Below are 21020 nucleotides of genomic sequence, written 5' to 3'. Positions count from 1 at the left end.
TATCAGATACATGAGCTGACAACCGGCTGCAACGAATTCCCCATCAAACCAAAGGCCACGTCATAAAAATTCAACATAGCCTTTATATATACTAATATCGCTTTCTGTTGCGGTTGAAAGCCCCGAAATTACTTTTGCGGATTCAAACAAACGTCAAAAAGCGGCGCGCCTCAATTCGCGGCGGCGCCTTCGATTTCCTGGCGCGAGGTCAGGATCTTGTCGATCACGCCCCAGTCCTTCGCCTCGTCTGCATCCATGAAGTGGTCGCGATCAAGGGTTTTTTCAACCTCTTCGAGCGTACGGCCGGTGTGCTTCACGTAGACTTCATTGAGGCGACGCTTCATCTTGATGATGTCGCGGGCGTGGCGCTCGATGTCCGAAGCCTGGCCCTGGAAACCGCCGGAAGGCTGGTGCACCATGATGCGGGCGTTCGGGGTTGCGAAACGCATTCCCTTTTCACCGGCGGCCAGAAGCAGCGAGCCCATGGATGCGGCCTGGCCGACGCAGAGCGTGGACACCGCAGGGCGAATGAACTGCATCGTATCGTAGATCGCCATGCCGGCGGTCACGACGCCACCTGGCGAATTGATGTAGAGCGCGATTTCCTTCTTCGGGTTTTCAGCCTCGAGGAAAAGCAGCTGCGCGCAGACGAGCGAAGCCATCTGGTCTTCCACCGGGCCGGTGAGGAAAATGATGCGTTCCTTGAGAAGACGGGAAAATATGTCGTAGGAGCGTTCGCCGCGATTGGTCTGCTCTACGACCATCGGCACCAGAGCCATGGCGGTATCAACTGGATTTTTCATGTCCGTCCTTTGTCAAACTCTGCCCTTCGCGAAAAACCGCTCCGGAATCACTTCTAACCTTCATACTCCCTACATAGAGTGTCCCTGCCCCGTACTTCAAGACACGAAGCCGCATATCCTTAACGGCTCAACAGCGTTTGCAGGCCTTTCGGGCCGAGGTTGACAGGGCTTTCGGACCGGGCGGCGCCAGCCGGGCCTCTTTCCCTCGCCGCCACCATTTTTTTACTATGGCAGGCGACGACGGCAAAAATCGCCCACCATACACAGATATAACTTCTCACCGGCAAGAACTCGTTAGTATTTGCTGCCGATACTGGCCAGCGAATTTCCGGTTCCCGTTGGGGAATGGGCCCATCCGGGCGAAATGGCAGCTCAACAATTCCAGCGGGCATAACGCACCTCGTGCGAGAGAGCCCGCTTTTACCGCATTATGGCGCAGATAGGATTTTGCAATGCTGGATGCAAAGACGAGCACGCTACTGTGGGCGGCGGAAACGCTCACCCTTGCCGTGCTTTTGGGAACGCTGTGGCTGCACCGCCCTTCCCGCCGGCATAATCTCTATTTCGCGGCCGGTTTCCTCACCACGGGCATCGGCACGGTAATGGTGGCGCTTCGCGGGGATATTTCCAGTTTTATGTCCATTCAGGTCGGCAATACGCTCGCACTTTCCGCCTTCGGTTTCTGGCTTGCGGGCCTGCTGTGCTTCGAGCAGCGGAAAATCGGCGGCTGGGTCGCCATTCCGGCTCTGCTGTGGATCGCCGGAATGTTCCTGCCGCCCGTGCGTGAAAACATGGTGGCCCGCATCCTGCTTTATCATGCCAGCGCGGCCACCGGTTATTTCATGCTCGCCGGCGTCCTTCTGGCCAGCAAGGCGCGCGCCTCACGCAGCCGCCGGGTTCTGGCCGCGATCCTGGTCCTGCAGGCTTTTGCGGGAGCGTTCGTCGCATCCATCGTCATCCCCGCCAATGCCGCGGCCCCCAATGCCATTCCGCTGACATCGGCGCTTGCCTTTTCCGGCATGCTCGGCTTCACGGCCATCATCATGATCAGCGCCAAGATCATCATGGAAGACACGGAGATTCGTCTCCACCGGCTGGCCATGACCGATCATCTGACCGGCGTTCTCAACCGTCGCGGTCTGCTGGAGGAGTTCGAGCGTATCAAGAAAAGATCGCCGGCCTCCAGCCGTTACGTGGCGCTGGTGCTGTTCGATATCGACCATTTCAAGAAGATCAACGACAGATACGGCCACCAGTCCGGCGATACGGTGCTCGTGCATTTCTGTCATATCGCTCAGCGCGCAATCGGCGATCGTGGCCTTTTCGTCAGAATGGGAGGCGAGGAATTCGCTCTGGTTGCCGAAGTCGAAAGCCCTTCCAGCACGGCGACGCTTGCGGAAGCCATCCGCAGCAATCTGCGCCTTTCGAAGATCAGTTCGCGCGGTGAAGCCATCGAGGTGACCACCAGCGTCGGCATATCGGAAGCCATGATAAAAGATGCCGACCTCAACACGATGATGACGGAAGCCGACCGCGCGCTCTATGCCGCCAAGAAGGCCGGGCGCAACCGGACCGTCATCCATGTCAATTCAGCCAATGTCGTCGTGCCCGCCTCGGACCGCGACGAAAATCCGATGGACAACAATGCCGACCGCCAGGTCGCGGCGCTGAACCGGATATCCGCCATCGCCAGCCGATGACGATGTAACCACCCAGTGACAGGCATAGAGATATCCGGAAGGGATTTCCCTCCCTTCCCAAAGCGCCGCGCGCGGAATAGACCATGGGCATGACAGCGACATTTCCGTTTCTCAAAATCGATCCCGCCACCCGCCGCGTTTCCCTTGATGCCCGCGACCCGGCTTTCTACAACGATCCGAACCCGGTCTATGCGGCCCTTCACGCTGAATGTCCTACCTTCTACTGGGAAGAGCAGCGGCAGTGGTTTTTCACCGGATACGACCATGTGAGCGCGCTTTTGCGTGACCGCCGCTTCGGACGGCAGATCCTGCATGTGGCAAGCCGCGAAGAGATCGGCCTGGCGGAGCCGCTCGAACATGTGAAGCATTTCGACGCCGCCGAGCAGCATTCGCTGCTGGAACTGGAACCGCCGGAGCACACGCGCCTGCGCACGCTCATCAACCGCGCCTTCGTGTCGCGGCATGTCGACAAGATGAAGCCGGAAATCGAGGAACTCGCCAACCGTCTGATCGACGCTTTCGAAAGCAAGGGCGAAACGGAACTGCTCTCCTCCTATGCCGATGTAATTCCGGTGACGATGATCGCCCGCATGATCGGCATTCCCGAGGAGATGGGGCCGCAGCTTCTGAAATGGTCGCATGCCTATGTCGGCATGTATATGTTCAAGCGCACGCCGGAAGACGAGCTGCTGGCCGACAGGGCCGCGCATGAGTTTTCAGACTATGTGCGCAGCGTGATCGCCGAGCGGCGGGCGGAACCGAAGGACGATCTGCTGAGCCACATGATCCACACGGAACACAAGGGCCAGTACCTCACCGACGATGAGCTCGTCTCCACCACCATCGTGCTGCTGAATGCCGGGCACGAGGCGACCGTGCACCAGATCGGCAATTCCGTGCGCATCATTCTGGAAAGCGGCATCTCCCCCGAGACGCTGTTTAACGACGAGGCGACCACAGAACGGACGGTGGAAGAAACCCTGCGCATCTGCGCCCCGGTGCATATTTTCCAGCGCTGGGTTCTGGAGCCGGTCGAAATCGACGGCATCGCGTTCAAGCGCGGCGACAAGGTCAGCCTCATCCTCGCCGCCGCCAATCTCGATCCGGCAAAATTTTCCGATCCCCTCACCTTTCGGCCGGACCGGAACGAGGGCGCCAACGTCTCCTTCGGAGCCGGCATCCATTTCTGCATCGGCGCGCCGCTGGCGAGGCTGGAGCTTAATCTTGCCCTATCCCTGCTTTTCAAACGCCTGCCGGGCCTGAAGATCGCCGAGCCGCCCAGGGTCAAGGATGTCTATCATTTCCATGGTCTGGAGCGGCTCGATCTCAGCTGGTGAGATTTGGCCGGTAGAGCACTCGCAAGGACCATCCGGTTTCAGAGCCGGATGACATAATCCTTGCGCGTCGTCTCCACGACCTCCCAGGTGCCCGTAAAGCCCGGACGCAGGATAACGCGGTCGCCCGGCCTCAGATCGCGCGGCGCACCGCCGTCTTCGGTCAGGATGGAATGGCCTTCGAGAATGTTGAAATATTCCCACTCGTCATAGACCACCCGCCATTTGCCGGGCGTGGACTGCCAGATGCCGGCATAGATGCCGCCGGGAGCTTCCTCGATATTCCATGTGGTGAATTTGGGATCGCCGGAAATCAGTCTTTCCGGTGCTGGCGCACCGTATTCCAGCTCGGCGATATCATCGAAGGACAGAAAATTCGTCATGACGTCCCCTGTCCGTCAAATATGGTTGGCCATATAGCTTTGCTCAATTGTGGGCGCTTCGTCAAATAGTCTTGGGTGTTCCGATTGGGCGTTGCCACCGAGGAAACGAGGCGCCTACTCCATCTTCGTCCAGCCGAAAACCAGCCAGGTGTATTTCGACTTCTTGTCGGGTTCGGCGGTGTACGTCATCTGTATATCGCCGTCCTTCGCGTAAATATCGAGCCGGGGCGCGGTATCCAGCTTCAGCCACAGCGAACTCTTGTCAAAGGACCAGGTGCCGCACCAGACGCATGAACCTGAGGGATCGCCGGGTTGATGGAAATTGTAGCGACCGTCCGCCGTGATCTCCAGATAATCAAACGCGGAATAAAATGTCGTCACCGTCTCCTGGAACAGTGTCGCATCCGCTTCCTGCTGGGCGGTAGGCTCAGTCTTCATGTCGCGCGGCGGGCGGCTGGTCGCGCCGGTGAGCTTCCATTTCCCGACAAAATCCTGCTGCGTCGGGAAATATTCCGCCTCTGCCTTTGCCGGCGAAACCGAAGCTACGACCGGTATATCAGCCACACCCGCGACCCCGATTGCAAGGAGAAGGGTGACAATACGGAGCATTCCGGTTCGGTTTTTCATGTGGCGTATCTTTCGCGATGGGACTGCAGGGGTCTGTTCTAGGCGGATTCGGCGCTTTGAGTAAGATGGTCGCGGATGAACGGAAGCAGCGCGCCGTTAAACCTGGCACCGAGGTTTTCTCCACAGACCGGTGGAAACTGGCGGCGTACGGTCTCAGTTTCCCGCTGATTTCGCGAGCGCGATGAACAGGAGGACCACCGCAAGAAACTCGATGGGAAGCCGCCAGCGGCTCAATCGGACCCATCTGGCCGCAGCATTGGAAGCGGCCGTTGCGTCCCCGGCCAATCCCGTCTCAAACCGAAGCGCCATTGGGATGAAATATGCAAAGGACCAGATCCGCGCTACAAGATGCGCGGCGAGTGCGGACCATATCCAGACGCGAATTGCCGGGTGAGCCCATGTCAGCCAGACAGCGAGGAGCAAGGCCACCTCAAACAGCCCGTGAGCGGGACCCCAGAAAAGCTTTCGGTTGATCCCGCCCCGTTCAGGCTGGATCAGCATCGGCTGCGAAGGCCACACCTTATCGACAAGGAGCGTCTCGTAGATGCCGCCGCCCAGCCCGACGCTCCCAAGAACAGCGGCGACGACAATCGCGTAGAAAACCAGCGGATCGAACATCTTTCACCTCTTCCAGAAATCGCCGTGACGCCTGCGAGAGCATGGCCAGCACACATTTTCCACTTTTCGACGCTCACAGGCGTAAGCGGCACATTTAACGCTGGCGAAATCGCATCCGGCCGATTATCTTTATGACTATAATTTCTTAATTATTGAGATATTCAAATGTCAAGAGATATCCTGGATCGCCGGTTGACCGATGCACTTCGCCAGGCCAGCGCGCAATCATTGCTCATCAGCCAGTCCATCGCGGCAAAGGCTCGGATGAACACCACCGATCTGGAGTGCCTGGACATCCTTCAGATGCAGGGTCAGGCGAGTGCAGGTGAACTTGCAAGATCGACCGGCCTGACGACCGGAGCGGTGACGGCGCTACTCGACCGGCTGGAGAAGGCCGGCTTCATAAGACGTTTGCCCGACCCTACGGATCGTCGGCGCGTGCTGGCAGCGCCTCATCCCGAAAAAATGCGGGAATTGTTTCAGATGTATGCGCCCCTTCAGGAAAAGATGGAGGCGCTCTATGGGGAATATGATGAAGAGCAATTGCAGCTCATCATTGGCTTCATGGAAAAATCATGTGCCATTTCGAAGGACTTCATTGGCACTTTGCAGAAAAAATAAGCTGAATGCAGCCGAGCGAGTGCACCTCGCCGCAACACGCAAATCCGCTGCCGCCGAAAACACATTGTCCCACGGTTTTCCGGCGGCCGCTCAATCACACTAAAATATGCTTGGGTGTCACGCGGGCACCAAACTCGCGTGAGCCACCACATCAGACCTTGGCGAGCGATTGCTCGAGATCGGCGATGATGTCCTTGACGTCCTCGATGCCGACCGACAGGCGAACCACATCCGGCCCGGCGCCGGCGGCCGTCTGCTGTTCCGGTGTCAGCTGCGCATGGGTGGTGGAGGCCGGATGGATGACGAGAGAGCGCGTGTCGCCGATATTGGCGAGATGGGAGAAGAGCTGCAGCCCTTCCACCAGCGCCTTGCCAGCCGCATAACCTCCCCTGACGCCGAAGGTGAAGACGGAGCCCGCCCCCTTTGGCGAATAATGCTGCTGGATAGCGTGGTTGTCGCTGTCTTCCAGCCCCGCATAATGCACCCAGCCAACCTTGGGATGCGCTTTCAGCCATTTCGCGACGGCAAGCGCATTGTCGGAATGGCGCTGAACGCGCAGCGGCAGCGTCTCGATGCCGGTCAGTATGAGGAAAGCGTTGAAGGGCGAGATCGCCGGGCCGAGGTCACGCAAGCCCAGCACACGGCAGGCGATGGCGAAGGCGAAATTGCCGAAGGTCTGGTGCAGCACGACGCCGGAATATTCCGGCCGGGGCTGTGACAGCGCCGGGTATCTGTCCGTCGCCGACCAGTCGAAGGTCCCGCCGTCCACAATGATGCCGCCCATGGAGTTGCCGTGGCCGCCGAGGAATTTCGTCAGCGAATGCAGCACGATATCCGCGCCATGTTCCAGCGGCCGCAGCAGATAGGGGCTCGCCATGGTATTGTCGACGATCAGCGGCAGGCCGTGCCGGTGGGCGACATCGGCGATTGCGGCGATATCCACGAAAGTACCGCCCGGATTGGCAAGGCTTTCGATGAAGACGGCACGGGTGCGCTCATCGATCTGCGCCTCGAAGCTGGCCGGATCGGTGGCGTCGGCCCAGCGGACCTGCCAGTCGAAGCCCTTGAAGGCATGGCCGAACTGGTTGATCGAGCCGCCATAGAGCTGGCGGGCGGCGACGAAATTGTCGCCGGACTGCAGCAGCGTATGGAACACCAGCAATTGCGCGGCATGGCCGGACGCGACGGCAAGCGCGGCCGTGCCGCCCTCAAGTGCTGCCACGCGCTCTTCCAGAACCGCCTGGGTGGGGTTCATGATGCGGGTGTAGATATTGCCGAACTCTTTTAATCCGAACAGGGCGGCGGCGTGATCGGCGTCGCGGAAAGCATAGGCCGTGGTCTGATAAATGGGTGTGGCACGCGCGCCGGTGGTCGGATCGGATTGCGCGCCCGCATGAACGGCCAGCGTCGAAAACCCGGGATTGCTGCTCGGCATGATGTTTCCTCCAATTGGAATTTCGGAGGGATCATAATGCCTTGCCGCCAAATGGTAAGTCCGATCCGTACCAACTATCGCGCAATATTGAGACGCGGATACTCAATTGCAGGACAACGGTCCATTACGACTTCCATACCGTAGGCTTCCGCCTTGGCGGCGGCATTGTCATCGCGAACGGAAAGCTGGCCCCAGATTACCGATGGCCGCTCCGGCAGCAATATCGCCTCCTCGACGATTGCCGACAAATATTCCGGCGCCCGGAAAACGTCGATCATGTCCACCGGCTCGGGAATATCGGCGAGTCTGGCATAGACCTTCTGCCCCAATATCTCCTTGCCTGCCTGGCCGGGATTGACCGGAAACACACGATAACCCCTGGACAGCAGGAAGCGCATCACGCCGTGGCTCGGCCTGTCCGGGTTGGGCGAAGCACCGAGCAGGGCGATGGTTTTGACATCGGTCAGAATTTTTCTGAGGTAATCAGGCTCGTAACTATCATGCTGCATGTCAACTTATCCCTTCTGGAGCGTCGCATGGTTTGAAGAATACCAATGCAGCTGCGCCATTCGAAAGCGCCGCGAGCATAGCGTCTCCTGCATAATTCCACCGACACATTCCTAACGTTACCGGTTGCGTCCGCCCTTCCATCTAGGAAGGTTCTTCGCTCTCTTGAACCCCTGCCCGGCTGAAAAATTGCCGCTACGGCAGACAACCCCGTCGCGCAGTGGCACGTTTTCGCCCACGCAAAATGATTTCACCAAACGCCGGAATGCCGGTTGTACTGACTATTTTTGTCCAGTTTTCAAAATGACGCGAATTGCCGCAAATAAGGGCTCAAACAACATTAGCGTGCAATTCATGCGCTCTTCGTCTCCTGTTTGTTTTCATTCCGTTCACAGGAAAATTAGAGACGTCTAATTTTCATAAAGTTATTCTGTAAATCAATCTATATACAAATCTACAACGTTACAGTCGCCCATTCGTGAAAGATATGAAATTTCTTTTCATGCGCGCCTTCGCCCGATTGATACACCTTGCGCCCGAAGCGCCATGGCGCACTGGGCGCTAATATTTGACAAATTTGGTAGTATTTTTAGCGAAAATTCGTCGTGAGGCGAAACCATAAGCTGTGCGTCGGACGCTCATGCCTCCATCTGACGGATGAAATCATGAGCAGAACGTCATATCGCCTCAGCGCAAAATCATTCCCCGGCGCCATGACATGCACAAAGCATAAATTTTACGCGCGTTGCAGTATCCGCTGCGATCACAGGCCGTTTGCGGGCGGTTCCACGGGCGCAAAACGCATGCTCGAACAATCGGGAAAGGCTTGCCGCCCTCGCCGAAAATCGATTCCGGTTTTCAAGCCGATGCTGTAGGTTGCCCAAAGTAGCCCGCGAGCGAGTCTCTATTGTGACATTTGACATTCTTCTTCTGGTGCTCCTGGGCGCGATGCTGCATGCCGGATGGAATGCGCTGGTCAAGGCCGGATCCGACAAATCGCTGGACGCCTCGCTGATCGCGGCGGGCGCGGCTGCCTGTTCGCTGCCGTTTCTGCCTTTCCTGCCATTTCCAGCTCCGGTCGCCATTCCCTTCCTGATCGCTTCGGCCATTCTGCAATTCGCCTATTTCCGGCTTGTCGCCGCTGCCTATACGATCGGCGACATCGGCCTTGTTTATCCCGTCATGCGCGGCGTGGCGCCCCTGATCGTCGCTGCGACGAGCAGCCTGTTCCTCAGCGAGATTTTAAGCCCGCTGGCCCTTGCCGGCATCGCCGTCATCTCCGGCGGCATTCTGACGCTCGCTTTCGAGGCGCGGCGCGGTGGCGGAAAGGCGATCATGGTCGCCCTGCTCAACGCCTTCGTGATCGCATCCTACACCTTCGTCGACGGTGTCGGTGCAAGGCTTTCCGGCAACGCCATCTCCTATACGTTATGGATGTCGCTTCTGCCGCCCGTGCTGCTTTTCGGCTTTGCCTTTTACCAGCGCGGCGTGGGCCCGGTCGCGGACCATGTCCGGCGCAACTGGTGGCGCGGCCTGATTGGCGGCGGCGGCTCCATTCTCTCCTATGGGCTGGCGCTCTACGCCATGACCAAGGCGCCCGTCGCCGTCGTCGCGGCGCTCCGGGAAACCTCCATTCTTTTTGCGCTGGTGATCTCCGTGGTGATCCTGAAAGAACGCGCCAGCATCTGGCGTTATCTTGCCGGAGGCATCATTGCAGCGGGCGTTCTGGTGATGCGACTGGGATAAAACAGGACCGCTCGATGAGGTAAAATAATACCCCATAATCAAGCCATTGTTTTTGCTGCCTTATTTTTACGATCTCCAGAATCTGTCATATTGACGCTTTCGCCCTCGCACCGTATAAGCGCGCCAGATCGGATTCCAGCCGGAATAGGGTCATTTGCGGTTGCCTTTGACGGCAACCAAACCAAGCAACAAGAAACGCCCGTATGCTCTTAAAAGAGGATGCCGGGTCCACGTTAGAAAGTGAAATCCATGTCTACTTTCGTTCAGAAGCCTGCTGAGGTGGAGAAGAAGTGGGTCATCATCGACGCCGAAGGCCTCGTTGTTGGTCGCCTCGCCACCATCGTTGCAACCCGCCTGCGCGGCAAGCACAAGGCTACCTACACCCCCCACGTTGATGATGGCGACAACGTCATCGTTATCAACGCGGAAAAGGTTGCCTTCACCGGCAACAAGTACTCCGACAAGAAGTACTACTGGCACACCGGTCACCCGGGTGGCATCAAGGAGCGTACGGCTCGCCAGATCATCGAAGGCCGCTTCCCGGAGCGCGTCGTTGAAAAGGCCATCGAGCGCATGATCCCGCGTGGCCCGCTCGGCCGTCGCCAGATGAAGAACCTGCGCGTTTACGCCGGCTCGAACCATCCGCACGAAGCACAGCAGCCCACCGTTCTCGACGTGGCCGCGCTTAACAAGAAGAACGTAAGGAGCGCCTGATAATGGCCGATCTTTCCTCTCTGAAAGACCTCGCCCCGGCATCGGAAGCTTCGGCTCCCGTGCATGTCCGCAAGGTTGACACCCTCGGCCGCTCCTACGCGACCGGCAAGCGCAAGAACGCCGTAGCCCGCGTATGGGTCAAGGCCGGTTCTGGCAAGATCATCATCAACGGCCGCGATTTCACCACGTATTTCGCACGTCCGGTTCTGCAGATGATCCTTCAGCAGCCGATCGTCGCCGCTGCCCGCGCGGGTCAGTTCGACATCATCGCCACCGTTGCCGGTGGTGGTCTGTCCGGTCAGGCCGGCGCCGTTCGTCACGGTCTGTCCAAGGCCCTCACCTACTTCGAACCGGGCCTGCGCTCCGTTCTGAAGAAGGGCGGCTTCCTGACCCGCGACAGCCGCGTTGTCGAGCGTAAGAAGTACGGTAAGGCCAAGGCCCGCCGTTCGTTCCAGTTCTCGAAGCGCTAATCGCTTCTCAGAACGGTTCGTTCAGAACTTCGAAAGGCGGGGCTTCGGCTCCGCCTTTTTTCATGGTTTCCTCCCTTGTTTTTTCATCAGGAAGACAGCAACCTCGGCGCAAATCGCAATGGGGTGATCAATGCCGTCCAAAACCATCGACCATGCCTTCACCGCAACGACCCTGACATCGGCCGCCACCGACCCGACCCATGCGGGCGTCCTTTCCTTCATGCGGCGCAAATATACCAAGAACCTCAAGGGTGTATCGACGGCCATCTGGGGCATTCCCTTCGATGCGGCCACCTCCAATCGGCCGGGCGCCCGTTTCGGGCCGCAGGCGATCCGCCGCGCCTCGGCGATCTTCGACAACGATCCGCAATATCCCTTCGCGCGCGATCTTTTCGCCCATATGCCGACCATCGACTATGGTGACTGTCTGCTGGACTATGGCAATCACTGGAAAACGCCTGATACAATCGAAAAGGAAGCGCGCCGGATCATCTCCAAGACGGATTACCTGCTGACGCTCGGCGGCGATCACTTCATTACCTGGCCGCTTTTGAAGGCGCATGTGGCCAAGCATGGGCCGCTGGCGCTGGTGCAGTTCGATGCGCATCAGGACACCTGGTTCGACGATGGCAAGCGCATCGACCACGGTTCCTTCGTGGCGCGCGCCGTGCGCGATGGCCTGATCGATCCGGACCGGTCCATCCAGATCGGCATCCGCACCCATGCGCCTGACGATTTCGGCATTCGCATCCTCCACGGTTACGAGGTGGAGGAAATGCGGGCGGGCGATATCGCTTCGCTGATCGTCAAACACACGGCCGGCATGCCCGCCTATCTGACCTTCGATATCGACTGCCTCGATCCCGCCTTTGCGCCGGGAACCGGAACGCCGGTGGCCGGCGGGCCGACCAGTGCCAAAATTCTCTCCGTTCTGCGCGGGCTTGGCCAGCTCGATATTCGCGGCTCGGACGTGGTGGAAGTCGCGCCCGCATATGACCATGCTGACATTACCGCCATTGCCGGAGCCACCGTTGCAATGTATATGCTTGGCCTGCGCGCCGAACGGCTGGCCAAGGCCGGCTGATAACGAAAACGGCGCCTGCTAAACTGATTCCGATTACCCTCGCAACCCTTTGAAAAGTCAGGACAAGGACATGACAGCGAAGATCTTCATCGATGGCGAACACGGCACCACGGGTCTGCAGATCCGCACGCGCCTTGCCGGTCGCCGCGATATTGAGCTGCTGTCCATACCCGAAGCCGAGCGCCGCAATGCGGCGATGCGCGAGGATATGCTCAACAATGCCGACATTTCGATCCTCTGCCTGCCGGACGATGCTTCCCGGGAAGCGGTCTCGATGGTGGCCGGCAATAGCAATGTCCGCATCATCGATACCTCGACCGCCTATCGCGTCCATCAGGACTGGGCCTATGGCTTTGCCGAAATGGACAAGGAACAGGGCGAGAAGGTTCGTTCCGCCCGTCTCGTCGCCAATCCGGGCTGCTACCCGACCGGCGCGATCGCCCTTCTGCGCCCGCTGCGCGCCGCAGGCCTGCTGCCGGACGGTTATCCGGTCAGCGTCAATGCGGTTTCCGGCTACACCGGCGGCGGCAAGCAGATGATCGCCCAGATGGAAGACCAGAGCCGCGATGACGCGATCAGCGCCAATAATTTCCTCTATGGCCTGACGCTCAAGCACAAGCACGTGCCGGAAATGACCATTCATGGCCAGCTCGACCGCGCACCGCTGTTTTCACCCTCCGTCGGACGTTTCCCGCAGGGCATGATCGTGCAGGTGCCGCTGTTTGCCGCCGACCTGAAGGAAGGCGCGACCGTGGAAACGATCCATGCGGCGCTGACCGCCCATTATGCAGGACAGGACATCGTCAACGTGGTGCCGCTTGCCGAAAGCAAAGGGCTCGCGCGCATCGACGCCGAGGAACTGGCGGGCAAGGACACGATGAAGCTCTTCGTCTTCGGTACGCCGGGCGGCGAACACATCAACCTCGTCGCGCTGCTCGACAATCTCGGCAAGGGCGCATCCGGTGCTGCTGTGCAGAACATGGAACTGATGCTCTCCGCATGAGACTTTTCTCATGAAGATTGCCCCGCCCCCTTTTCCGGCCTCGTGGAATATCGAGGCCGCGAAACCTCTTGCCGATACGCCGGCCGGGGTGGTCTACGAGCTTACGCGCGGCGACGGTTCCCTTGCCGTCGCCAAGGTTCTGAAAAAGAAAGTATTGAAGGACAGCCTTCGCGGCGCGGATTTCATTAAATGGCGCGCCGGCATCGGCTGCGTGGAGCTGCTCGACCGCTCCGACGATATTCTGCTGATGGAACATGCCGGCACGGAGACTCTGCGCGACGTGCTGTTTCGCGACGGAAACGACGATGCCACCACGGAAATCGCCGCCGATGTCCTGCTCAGATATCATCAGCCATCGCAGCAACCGCCGCCTTCAAGCCTGCTGACGCTGCCGCTCTATTTCGAGAGCCTGTTCCGCAAGGCCGAACAGGACCGTACCGACGGCGTGGACAGCCCCTATGTCGAGGCGGCCATGCTGGCGCAGGCACTGATCGACCGGCAGCGGGATGTGAAGCCGCTGCACGGCGATCTGCATCACGAGAACATCATGCGCAGCGAACGCGGCTGGATCATCATCGACCCGGCCGGCCTGATCGGCGATGCGGCGCTCGATGTCGCCAACATGTTCTCCAATCCGCTCGACCGTTTCGACCTCACCCGCAGCGAGGCACGCATCGCCTCCATGGCGGCGATCTTTGCGAAGGCGCTGCAACGGGACGAACGGCTATTGCTGCAATATGCGTTCGCCTATGGCTGCCTTTCTGCCGCGTGGCACGAAGAGGACGGCAATGCGGAGGAACGCGACAACGAACTCGCCGTCGCGGCCACCATCAAAACGGTACTCGGGCAATTCTAAGCCGCCTCAGTCCCTGACTTCGACCGCAACGGGCGCCGGATATTCGCCGATGAAACCGCGCCAGTGGGCGACGGCGAAACCGAGCACGATCAGCGCCATGCCCTGATGAGCGAGCGCGACGTGAATATCCACATGCATCAAAAGCGTAGTGATGCCGAGCGCCGCCTGAATGGAGACGAGCACGAAGAACAGCACCGCGCGGCGGGCATGCGGTGTATTGGGCAAGGCGCGCGCCATAGACACCATATGCCACAGCGTGGCGGCAAACAGCGTGTAGGCGCCAAGGCGGTGGACGAATTGTACCGTCTTGGGGTTCTCGAAGAGGTTGATCCACCAGGGCTGTTGCAGGAAGAGATCGCCCGGCACCAGCGAACCGTCCATCAGCGGCCAGGTATTATAGGAAAGGCCGGCATTCAGCCCCGCCACCAATGCGCCGAGATAAATCTGGAAGAGACAGAGCACCGTCAGCAGCGCGGCGAAACCCCTGCCCGTCTTTTCGTCGGCCGCCTCGGGGGAATGATGCGACAGTCCGCGCAAAATCCACATGCAGCCCGCAAAGATGAGGCAGGCGATGGTCAGATGCGTGGCAAGGCGATATTGCGAAACATCCGTTCGGTTGACGAGGCCGGAAGAGACCATCCACCAGCCGATGAAGCCCTGAAAGCCGCCCAGCGCCAGAAGGCCAACCAGCGGCAGGCGCAGGCGCTTTTCAACGCGGCCGGTGAGCCAGAAGAAGGCGAGCGGCAAAGCGAAGATGACGCCGATGGTGCGGGCAAGCAGCCGATGCGCCCATTCCCACCAGAAAATCGTCTTGAACTCGTCGAGCGACATGCCCTTGTTGATTTCCTGATATTGAGGAATGCGCTTGTAAAGCTGGAACTCCTCTTCCCATTCGGCAACGGAAAGCGGCGGAATGGCGCCGTGGATCGGCTTCCACTCGGTAATCGACAGGCCGGATTCGGTAAGTCGCGTGGCGCCGCCGACGAGGACCAGACAGAAGAGCGTGAAGAGCACGACGCGCAGCCAGATGCGCAGCAGGCGGCGGTCCTTTTCCTGTTTCTGCAGGGCAGCCTCCACCACCATTTCCGCAGAACCATTTGCCATCGTCATGCCGCTCGAACGCATCTTTCAGGTCTCCCTCATACAGTCATGTTGATTAGCCCCAACCGGCACCACAAAACAAGGCCTCAGGGTTTGCGGCATGCGGTCGCGGCGCTATAGTCCCGCACAGATACTCAATGACGGAAGACTTCATGCACCCTCGCCTCAGATCGCTTATCGGCACCATCGTCATCATCTGCCTCGTCGTCGTTTACGCCGTGGTGGCGACGGCAATTGCATCGGCGGCGCTGGCGCAATCGCCCTGGTGGGTGCATCTCGCTTATTTCGTGCTGACCGGAATCCTGTGGGTTCTGCCGGCGATGCTGATCATCAAATGGATGGCCGGACCCAAAAAGCAGGGTTAAGCGCCGACCACTGCATGACACCCTGAGGTCGCAATTTTATAAACCGATTGTTTGCCGCTCAGCGATATAGTCCGACCGAAACAACCGGAGAGAGTGGATGGCGGCTGAGGGGCCGGTCTTTATCAGCGACGAGCAAGCGCCGACCGCCGTGCAAAACGAGCGGCGGGGTGCTGATCGTCTGTTGATCGATCTGGTCGATGACGCCTCCACCATCCGTGCCGACTGGGAGCGGCTGGAAAACGACCCGCTCAATTCACTGCATCAGGGTTTCGGCTGGTGCTCCATCTGGGCGCAGACGCAGGACAGCGCGCTCCTGACGCTTCGTGGCCGGCAGGGCGGCAAGACGATCTTTCTGCTGCCGCTCGAAATCGTACTGGAAGGCGGCATCCGCAAAGCGCGTTTTCCCGGCGGCCGTTTCAACAATATCAATACCGGGCTTTTCGACCCCTCCTTTGCCGAACAGGCCGGACAGGAAATCGCAGCGGCGATTGCCCGCGAAGCGCGGAAGCTGCTGCATGGCCGGGCCGATATTCTGGCCTTGCAGAACATACCGCTGACGTGGCGCGACAGGACCAATCCCCTCTCGCATCTTGCTTCCGTCGAAAACCAGAATCCGGCCTTCCAGCTTCCCCTGTTCGAAAGTTTCGAGGCCACGCTTCGGCAGGTCAATGCCAAGAGGCGACGGAAGAAATTCCGCATCCAGAGCCGAAGGGCCGAGGAAATGGGCGGTTACAGCCATGTGATCGCACGGTCGCCACAGGAAAAGTGCGAATTGCTGCAGGCGTTTTTCCGCCAGAAGGCTGCCCGTTTCGCCTCGCAGGGCATTCCGGATGTGTTTCGGGATCAATCGGTGCGGGATTTCTTCTACGATCTGGCCAATTTTCCCGAGACGGGCACGGACAGTCTGCTGGAGCTGCACGCCATTCGCCTGCATGGCGAAAGCGAAGGCGTCATCGCCGCGATAGCCGGCCTTTCGCGCAAGCAGGATCACATCATCTGCCAGTTCGGTTCGATCGATGAATCCGTTTCGGAACTCAGCCCCGGTGAATTGCTGTTCTGGTTGATGATCGAAAGGGCATGCCGCGAAAAGGCGGCAATCTTCGATTTCGGCGTCGGCGACCAGCTCTACAAACGCAGCTGGTGCCCGCTTTTCACCGTGCAGCACGATATATTCCTGCCGGTGACGCTGAAGGGTCGTGTTGCGGCCTCGGCTTATGTCGCCATCGCCCGGACAAAGAGCCTGATCAAATCCAATCCGGCGCTTTATGCGCTGATTCAGCGTTTTCGCGCCGGACGCTCGAAGATGGACACCGCCACCGACTGAGCAGGGTTTTGCCTCGCCTCAGGCCGCGCTCAGATGGTCCGGCTTGCGCATGCCGGTCATCGGCAATGCCTGTTCATAGCCCTCAGCAACCAGTTCACCGAGCGTCTTTTCCAACAATTCGCTATCCTTGCCGGGAACCGAGACAATGATTTCCGCCGGCAGGTTGCGCAGCATTTTGCCGAGGCTCGAAATCTGCACCGCGCCGCATTCGACGAGGACGGTATCATAAGCGTCGGAGAGCGCACCGAGGATCATCGTCAGACGGTCTATCGCGCGCATGGCCTCGCGCGGCTGCGCATTGCCGCGCGGCACGATATGGGCGTCGGACAGGCGGTCGCCGTGAATGGTTTCACCGAAGGCGGCCGCGCCCGCCAGAAGATCCATGACACCGGGAAGCCCGGCTTCCGGCGCCATCAACCGCGTCGGACAGGCTGACGCCGTCATGTCGACGAGAACGACCGAACGGCCCATTTCGGACAAAGCGCGCGCCAGCATGACGGACGTGGTCGAACCGCTATCACCGGCCGGAGACACGATTGCGGCGACCGGTTTGGCAAGGCGGGTGGCCAGGAAACCTGCGACCGCGTCGATGGAGAAATCGTCATCGGTATCGATTTCCTCCTCCATTGCCTCCTCTTTCGCAGCCGCGACATCTTCCACCGGCAAGGCCGGCATGGCAGCAGCAGCGGCGACTGCCGGTACATGCCGTTCTTCTTCTTCGGCAACGGGCTGGTATGCCGCGACCGGCATGGCCCGAGCAGCGGGCTGTATGGTTTCATGGCGCGCGGCTACAGACTGTTCCGGCACGTCCGTGGTCTTATCCGGATCGGCTGGAGCACGCGAAGGAGAAGGCGGATCGGAGAGCGGCGGAACCTGATTCCTGCCCATCGGCTTCAAAGCCCGACCGGTGAAAAGCTCCACCAGCATGACGACGATGCAGGACAGCAGAAACGCCGCCAGCGTTACGACGATGGTGATGGCGCCCGTCTTCGGGAAATAGGGTTCGCGCGGCTCCACCGCCGTCGAGATGACGCGCGCATCGGCCGGCGTGGAATCCACCGAGCCGGCGCGCGATGTCGCTTCGCGGTAACGGGCAAGATAGGTTTCCAGAAGCTGCCTTTGCGCCGAGGCTTCCCGCTCCAGATCGTTGAGACCGACCTGCTGTTCGCCCGCACGCACGCTTTCCGATTTCAGCATGTTCAGCTGCTGGACCAGTTGCCGTTCCCGCAGGCGCGAAACATTGGCCTCGTTTTCGAGACTTGCCAGCACCTTGCGGGTCTCTTCCTGAATCTGCCGCTGTATGCCGTCGAGCTGGTTGCGCAGCGCGCGGATGCGCGGATGGCCTTCCAGCAGCGAGGATGAGAGATCGGAAATCTGGCTGCGGATCGTCGTTTCGTTTTCCTTCAGCCTCTGGATCGTCGGGGAACCGACGACATCGGGAAAAGTATCGAGCGGGCGGCCGCTTGCAAGCGCGCTGCGCACGCCTTCCGCCCGCGCCTCCGCATTGGCGCGCTCTCCGCGGATACGGCCAAGTTCGGTGGAGATATCGCCGAGCTGACGGGTGGCGAGCGTTTCGCCCTGCCCCGCCGAGAGAAGATCGGAGGAGGCGCGGTAATCCGCGACCTTCCTGTCGGCCTCGCGCACCTTTTCGCGCAGATTGGCGATTTCCGGCTCCAGCCAGCGCGCCGCTTCCGTGCTTGTATCCAGCTTCGCGCCGCTTTGCAGGGCGATATAGGCCTTCATCATCTCATTGGGGATGGCGGCGGCGAGTTTCGGATCCTGCGAGGAAAATTCGACCGTGATGACGCGCGAGCTTTCGACCTGATAGACCTGCAGCTTTTCCCGGAAGGCCTTCAGCACTCGCTCTTCGGGCAGTACCTGAAGCGGGTCCTTCTTGACGCCGATGGCGACCAGGAGCTGCGAGATGAGCGAAGGATGGGCCTCCGGATCGAACTCATCCAGCTCGTAAAGCTTCATGTCTTTGGCGACCTGCTTGATAAGGTCGACCGATTGCAGGATCTGCACCTGGCTGGAGACGGTCAATTCATCGAGCACGGGTTCGGCGGGCGCATTGGACTGCTGCGAAGCGCCGAAGGAGGCCGCGCGGGATTCGATCAGCACGCGCGCCTCGCCCTTGTAGGCGGGCGACATCATGCTTGAGATCACGAAGGCGGCGCCCCCGGCCAGAAGCGTGATCGCCGCAATCCGGCCCTTGCGCTGCCATATGGCCGCGACAAGCTGCGCAAGATCGATATCCACATCCCTGTCGTCAATGCGATCGCCGTTCATGCGGGCTCCGTAACCGAGACAAACCTCGGGCGCTCAAATATAGATGGTCAATTTTCGCGAAGTTTAAGTCTTGCCGGTAACACAACAGTTAATCCCGACGAATCCGACGAAATAAAGCCGATATTACCACCGCTCGCGCCGGTCGTTTACCGCACATTAACCCTAACAGAACGATAAGAATGATCAAAGTTCGACTCGGAGCCAGATGAGATGCCGCTCGCCGGATCACGACATGTCACCGCACTGACGCTCGCCGTTCTGACGGCCCTTTCCGGCTGCGCGGCATATCAACCCGCTCCGAGGTCTTTCAACGAGGCCGCCCTGCAACCCTATCATGTCGATAGCGGCGACAGGCTGCGCATCAACGTGTTCGAGCAGACCGGGCTGACCAATACCTATACGGTCGATCAGGCCGGCTATGTCGCCTTCCCGCTCGTCGGCCAGGTTCCGGCACGCGGCAAGACCCTGCCGCAGCTCGAAGCCGCCATCGCCGCCAAACTGCGCCAGGGCTATCTTCGCGATCCGGACGTGACGATCGAGATCGACCGTTATCGCCCGGTCTTCATCATGGGCGAAGTCGGCCGTCCCGGCCAATATTCCTACGTGCCGGGCATGACCGTGCAAAACGCCATCGCCATTGCCGGCGGCTTCACCCCGCGCGCCAATCAGGCCGATGTCGACATTACCCGCAAGATCAATGCCGAGGTGATGACCGGCCGGATCGGTATCACTGCGCCCATTCTGGCCGGCGATACCGTCTATGTGCGTGAACGCTTCTTCTGAAAACGGAGTGGCGAACGTGTCGGATGACGGCCCTCCCCTGCGCATCATTCACTGCTTCCGCTCCCCGGTGGGCGGTGTTTTCCGCCATGTGCGCGACCTCATCGAAGAACATGTGAAACAGGGCCACAAGGTCGGCATCGTCTGCGACAGCTCCACCGGCGGCGCGCATGAGGAACGGCTTTTCGCACAGATCACCCCGATGCTGGAGCTTGGCCTCACCCGCCTGCCCATCCGGCGGTCCATCAGCCCTGGTGACCTCATGGCGCTGTGGAAATCCTACAAGCACATCAAAAGTTTGCGGCCGGACATTTTGCACGGGCACAGCGCCAAGGGTGGCGCTCTTGCCCGGCTGATCGGCTCACTCCTGCGGGCGAACAGGTATCGCGTAGCCCGCCTCTATTCACCGCATGGCGGCAGCCTGCATTATGCTCGAAACAGCCTCAAGGGGCAGCTTTTCCTGCGGCTGGAGCGGTTTCAGGAGCATTTCACCGATGCGCTCTGTTTCGTCTGCAATTTCGAGCAGGCGACTTACGAGGCCAAGGTCGGCAGGCCGCGCACTCGAACCGCGATGATCTATAACGGCGTGCAGGAAAGCGAGTTCGAAACCGTACCCGCCCGCGAAGATGCGGCCCGTTTTCTCTATATCGGCATGTTGCGCGACCTCAAGGGACCGGATGTCTTCATCAGGGCATTTGCAAAAATGGAACGCAGCATCGGCCAGCCGATGACCGGCGTGATCGTCGGCGACGGACCGGACAGGGACAAATATGCCGCGATGATCGACAAGGCCGGGCTTTCCCGGCGGATTTCCATGCATGCGGCCATGCCCGCCAGGCAGGCCTTCGAACTGGCAACGACAGTGGTGGTGCCGTCGCGCGCCGAAGCCATGCCCTATATCGTGCTCGAAGCGCTTGCGGCGGGGAAAACGGTCATTGCCTCGCATGTCGGCGGCATTCCCGAAGTCCTTGGAAAAGACAGCGAGGCGCTCGTACCGGCTGGCGATGCCGATGCGCTGGCACGGATCATGGTCAAGGATGCCGAGGATGCCGGCTGGGCGCAGCGGATCATGCCTCGCCCGGACAGCTTCAAGGCGAAATTTTCAACCCCGGTCATGGCGGATGAGATGATGAAACTCTACCGCGACCTGTTATCGACCTAATAGCCATTTCAAAAACACGATTTTTAATTGTATATTCCGGCCGTCCTGTAGAAACTCATCATAAACGTTTCTTAGCATGTTTCGGCTAGTTTTCTGCT

21 protein-coding genes are annotated in these 21020 nt (G+C 59.6%); 13 read left to right on the top strand and 8 right to left on the bottom strand.

Translation table 11 applies throughout. From position 1 onward, the window contains the following. Positions 1-170 precede the first annotated feature (170 nt). Positions 171-803 (bottom strand): ATP-dependent Clp endopeptidase proteolytic subunit ClpP, encoded by a 633-nt coding sequence (gene clpP / locus CFBP4996_RS04650; protein WP_003521529.1) that lies wholly within the window; start codon positions 801-803, stop codon positions 171-173. A gap of 452 nt (positions 804-1255) precedes the next feature. Here clpP and CFBP4996_RS04645 point away from each other — a divergent pair, with 452 nt between their 5' ends. Both CFBP4996_RS04645 and CFBP4996_RS04640 read left to right on the top strand, forming a co-directional pair. Beyond that, entirely contained in the window at positions 1256-2503 is a 1248-nt protein-coding gene (locus CFBP4996_RS04645) for a GGDEF domain-containing protein (RefSeq protein WP_080852214.1), read from the top strand. Between the two features lie 83 nt (positions 2504-2586). Next, positions 2587-3840 carry a cytochrome P450 gene (locus CFBP4996_RS04640; protein WP_170988563.1) on the top strand — a complete coding sequence of 418 codons (1254 nt, stop codon included), beginning with the start codon at positions 2587-2589 and terminating at the stop codon, positions 3838-3840. Between the two features lie 38 nt (positions 3841-3878). On the opposite strand, the gene CFBP4996_RS04635 is transcribed toward CFBP4996_RS04640, so the two are convergent. The 3 genes from CFBP4996_RS04635 to CFBP4996_RS04625 all read right to left on the bottom strand — a co-directional run bounded on the left by CFBP4996_RS04635 (position 3879) and on the right by CFBP4996_RS04625 (position 5465). Next, complete coding sequence (locus tag CFBP4996_RS04635; RefSeq protein WP_059752625.1) at positions 3879-4220, bottom strand: cupin domain-containing protein; 342 nt, start codon at positions 4218-4220, stop codon at positions 3879-3881. 114 nt (positions 4221-4334) lie between these two features. Next, positions 4335-4847 (bottom strand): hypothetical protein, encoded by a 513-nt coding sequence (locus CFBP4996_RS04630; RefSeq protein WP_059752622.1) that lies wholly within the window; start codon positions 4845-4847, stop codon positions 4335-4337. A 153-nt stretch (positions 4848-5000) separates the two neighbouring features. Beyond that, a complete protein-coding gene (locus CFBP4996_RS04625) occupies positions 5001-5465 on the bottom strand; it encodes a hypothetical protein (protein WP_080852215.1) in 465 nt (154 codons plus the stop codon). 264 nt (positions 5466-5729) lie between these two features. On the opposite strand from CFBP4996_RS04625, the gene CFBP4996_RS04620 reads away from it, so the two are divergent. Further along, complete coding sequence (locus CFBP4996_RS04620; RefSeq protein ID WP_233283523.1) at positions 5730-6086, top strand: MarR family winged helix-turn-helix transcriptional regulator; 357 nt, start codon at positions 5730-5732, stop codon at positions 6084-6086. A 151-nt stretch (positions 6087-6237) separates the two neighbouring features. Here CFBP4996_RS04620 and CFBP4996_RS04615 read toward each other — a convergent pair whose 3' ends face one another. Continuing rightward, positions 6238-7521, bottom strand: a complete 1284-nt coding sequence (locus CFBP4996_RS04615) for an O-acetylhomoserine aminocarboxypropyltransferase (RefSeq protein ID WP_080852217.1) — start codon at positions 7519-7521, stop codon at positions 6238-6240. 74 nt (positions 7522-7595) lie between these two features. Beyond that, positions 7596-8030: a CoA-binding protein gene (locus CFBP4996_RS04610; RefSeq protein ID WP_080852218.1), complete on the bottom strand. Its 435-nt coding sequence runs from the start codon at positions 8028-8030 to the stop codon at positions 7596-7598. A gap of 907 nt (positions 8031-8937) precedes the next feature. Between CFBP4996_RS04610 and CFBP4996_RS04605 the strand changes: the two genes are divergently transcribed. From CFBP4996_RS04605 to CFBP4996_RS04580, 6 genes are all read left to right on the top strand, one after another. Further along, positions 8938-9774, top strand: a complete 837-nt coding sequence (locus tag CFBP4996_RS04605; RefSeq protein WP_080852220.1) for an EamA family transporter — start codon at positions 8938-8940, stop codon at positions 9772-9774. Positions 9775-10023: 249 nt separating this feature from the next. Further along, a complete protein-coding gene (gene rplM, locus CFBP4996_RS04600; protein ID WP_003502335.1) occupies positions 10024-10488 on the top strand; it encodes a 50S ribosomal protein L13 in 465 nt (154 codons plus the stop codon). 2 nt (positions 10489-10490) lie between these two features. Next, positions 10491-10958: a 30S ribosomal protein S9 gene (gene rpsI / locus CFBP4996_RS04595; protein WP_080852221.1), complete on the top strand. Its 468-nt coding sequence runs from the start codon at positions 10491-10493 to the stop codon at positions 10956-10958. 130 nt (positions 10959-11088) lie between these two features. Further along, positions 11089-12042, top strand: coding sequence for an agmatinase (speB, locus tag CFBP4996_RS04590; RefSeq protein WP_003521541.1), 954 nt, complete (start codon positions 11089-11091; stop codon positions 12040-12042). Between the two features lie 70 nt (positions 12043-12112). Beyond that, entirely contained in the window at positions 12113-13045 is a 933-nt protein-coding gene (gene argC, locus CFBP4996_RS04585) for an N-acetyl-gamma-glutamyl-phosphate reductase (protein ID WP_080852222.1), read from the top strand. Between the two features lie 10 nt (positions 13046-13055). Further along, entirely contained in the window at positions 13056-13901 is an 846-nt protein-coding gene (locus CFBP4996_RS04580; protein ID WP_080852223.1) for an aminoglycoside phosphotransferase family protein, read from the top strand. Between the two features lie 6 nt (positions 13902-13907). Here CFBP4996_RS04580 and CFBP4996_RS04575 read toward each other — a convergent pair whose 3' ends face one another. After that, positions 13908-15011, bottom strand: coding sequence for a COX15/CtaA family protein (locus CFBP4996_RS04575; protein ID WP_162935989.1), 1104 nt, complete (start codon positions 15009-15011; stop codon positions 13908-13910). Positions 15012-15154: 143 nt separating this feature from the next. Here CFBP4996_RS04575 and CFBP4996_RS04570 point away from each other — a divergent pair, with 143 nt between their 5' ends. Together CFBP4996_RS04570 and uppA are read left to right on the top strand one after the other, a co-directional pair. Then, entirely contained in the window at positions 15155-15367 is a 213-nt protein-coding gene (locus CFBP4996_RS04570) for a DUF2842 domain-containing protein (RefSeq protein WP_020811154.1), read from the top strand. Between the two features lie 97 nt (positions 15368-15464). Beyond that, complete coding sequence (gene uppA, locus CFBP4996_RS04565; protein WP_020811153.1) at positions 15465-16691, top strand: polysaccharide biosynthesis GNAT family N-acetyltransferase UppA; 1227 nt, start codon at positions 15465-15467, stop codon at positions 16689-16691. A gap of 18 nt (positions 16692-16709) precedes the next feature. Here the strand turns inward: uppA and uppB are convergent, their stop codons facing one another. After that, a complete protein-coding gene (gene uppB, locus CFBP4996_RS04560) occupies positions 16710-18980 on the bottom strand; it encodes a polysaccharide biosynthesis protein UppB (RefSeq protein ID WP_080852226.1) in 2271 nt (756 codons plus the stop codon). Between the two features lie 210 nt (positions 18981-19190). On the opposite strand from uppB, the gene uppC reads away from it, so the two are divergent. Then, positions 19191-19763 (top strand): polysaccharide export protein UppC, encoded by a 573-nt coding sequence (gene uppC, locus CFBP4996_RS04555; RefSeq protein ID WP_003521548.1) that lies wholly within the window; start codon positions 19191-19193, stop codon positions 19761-19763. Positions 19764-19779: 16 nt separating this feature from the next. After that, positions 19780-20922 carry a polysaccharide biosynthesis type 4 glycosyltransferase UppD gene (gene uppD, locus CFBP4996_RS04550; protein WP_162935884.1) on the top strand — a complete coding sequence of 381 codons (1143 nt, stop codon included), beginning with the start codon at positions 19780-19782 and terminating at the stop codon, positions 20920-20922. Positions 20923-21020: the final 98 nt, after the last annotated feature.

It is taken from the genome of Agrobacterium leguminum (genome assembly GCF_005144435.2).
In the GTDB taxonomy this organism is placed as follows: domain Bacteria; phylum Pseudomonadota; class Alphaproteobacteria; order Rhizobiales; family Rhizobiaceae; genus Agrobacterium; species Agrobacterium leguminum.
The sequence above is the reverse complement of the archived record's forward strand: the minus strand, read 5'-3'. Positions and strand labels throughout refer to the sequence as shown.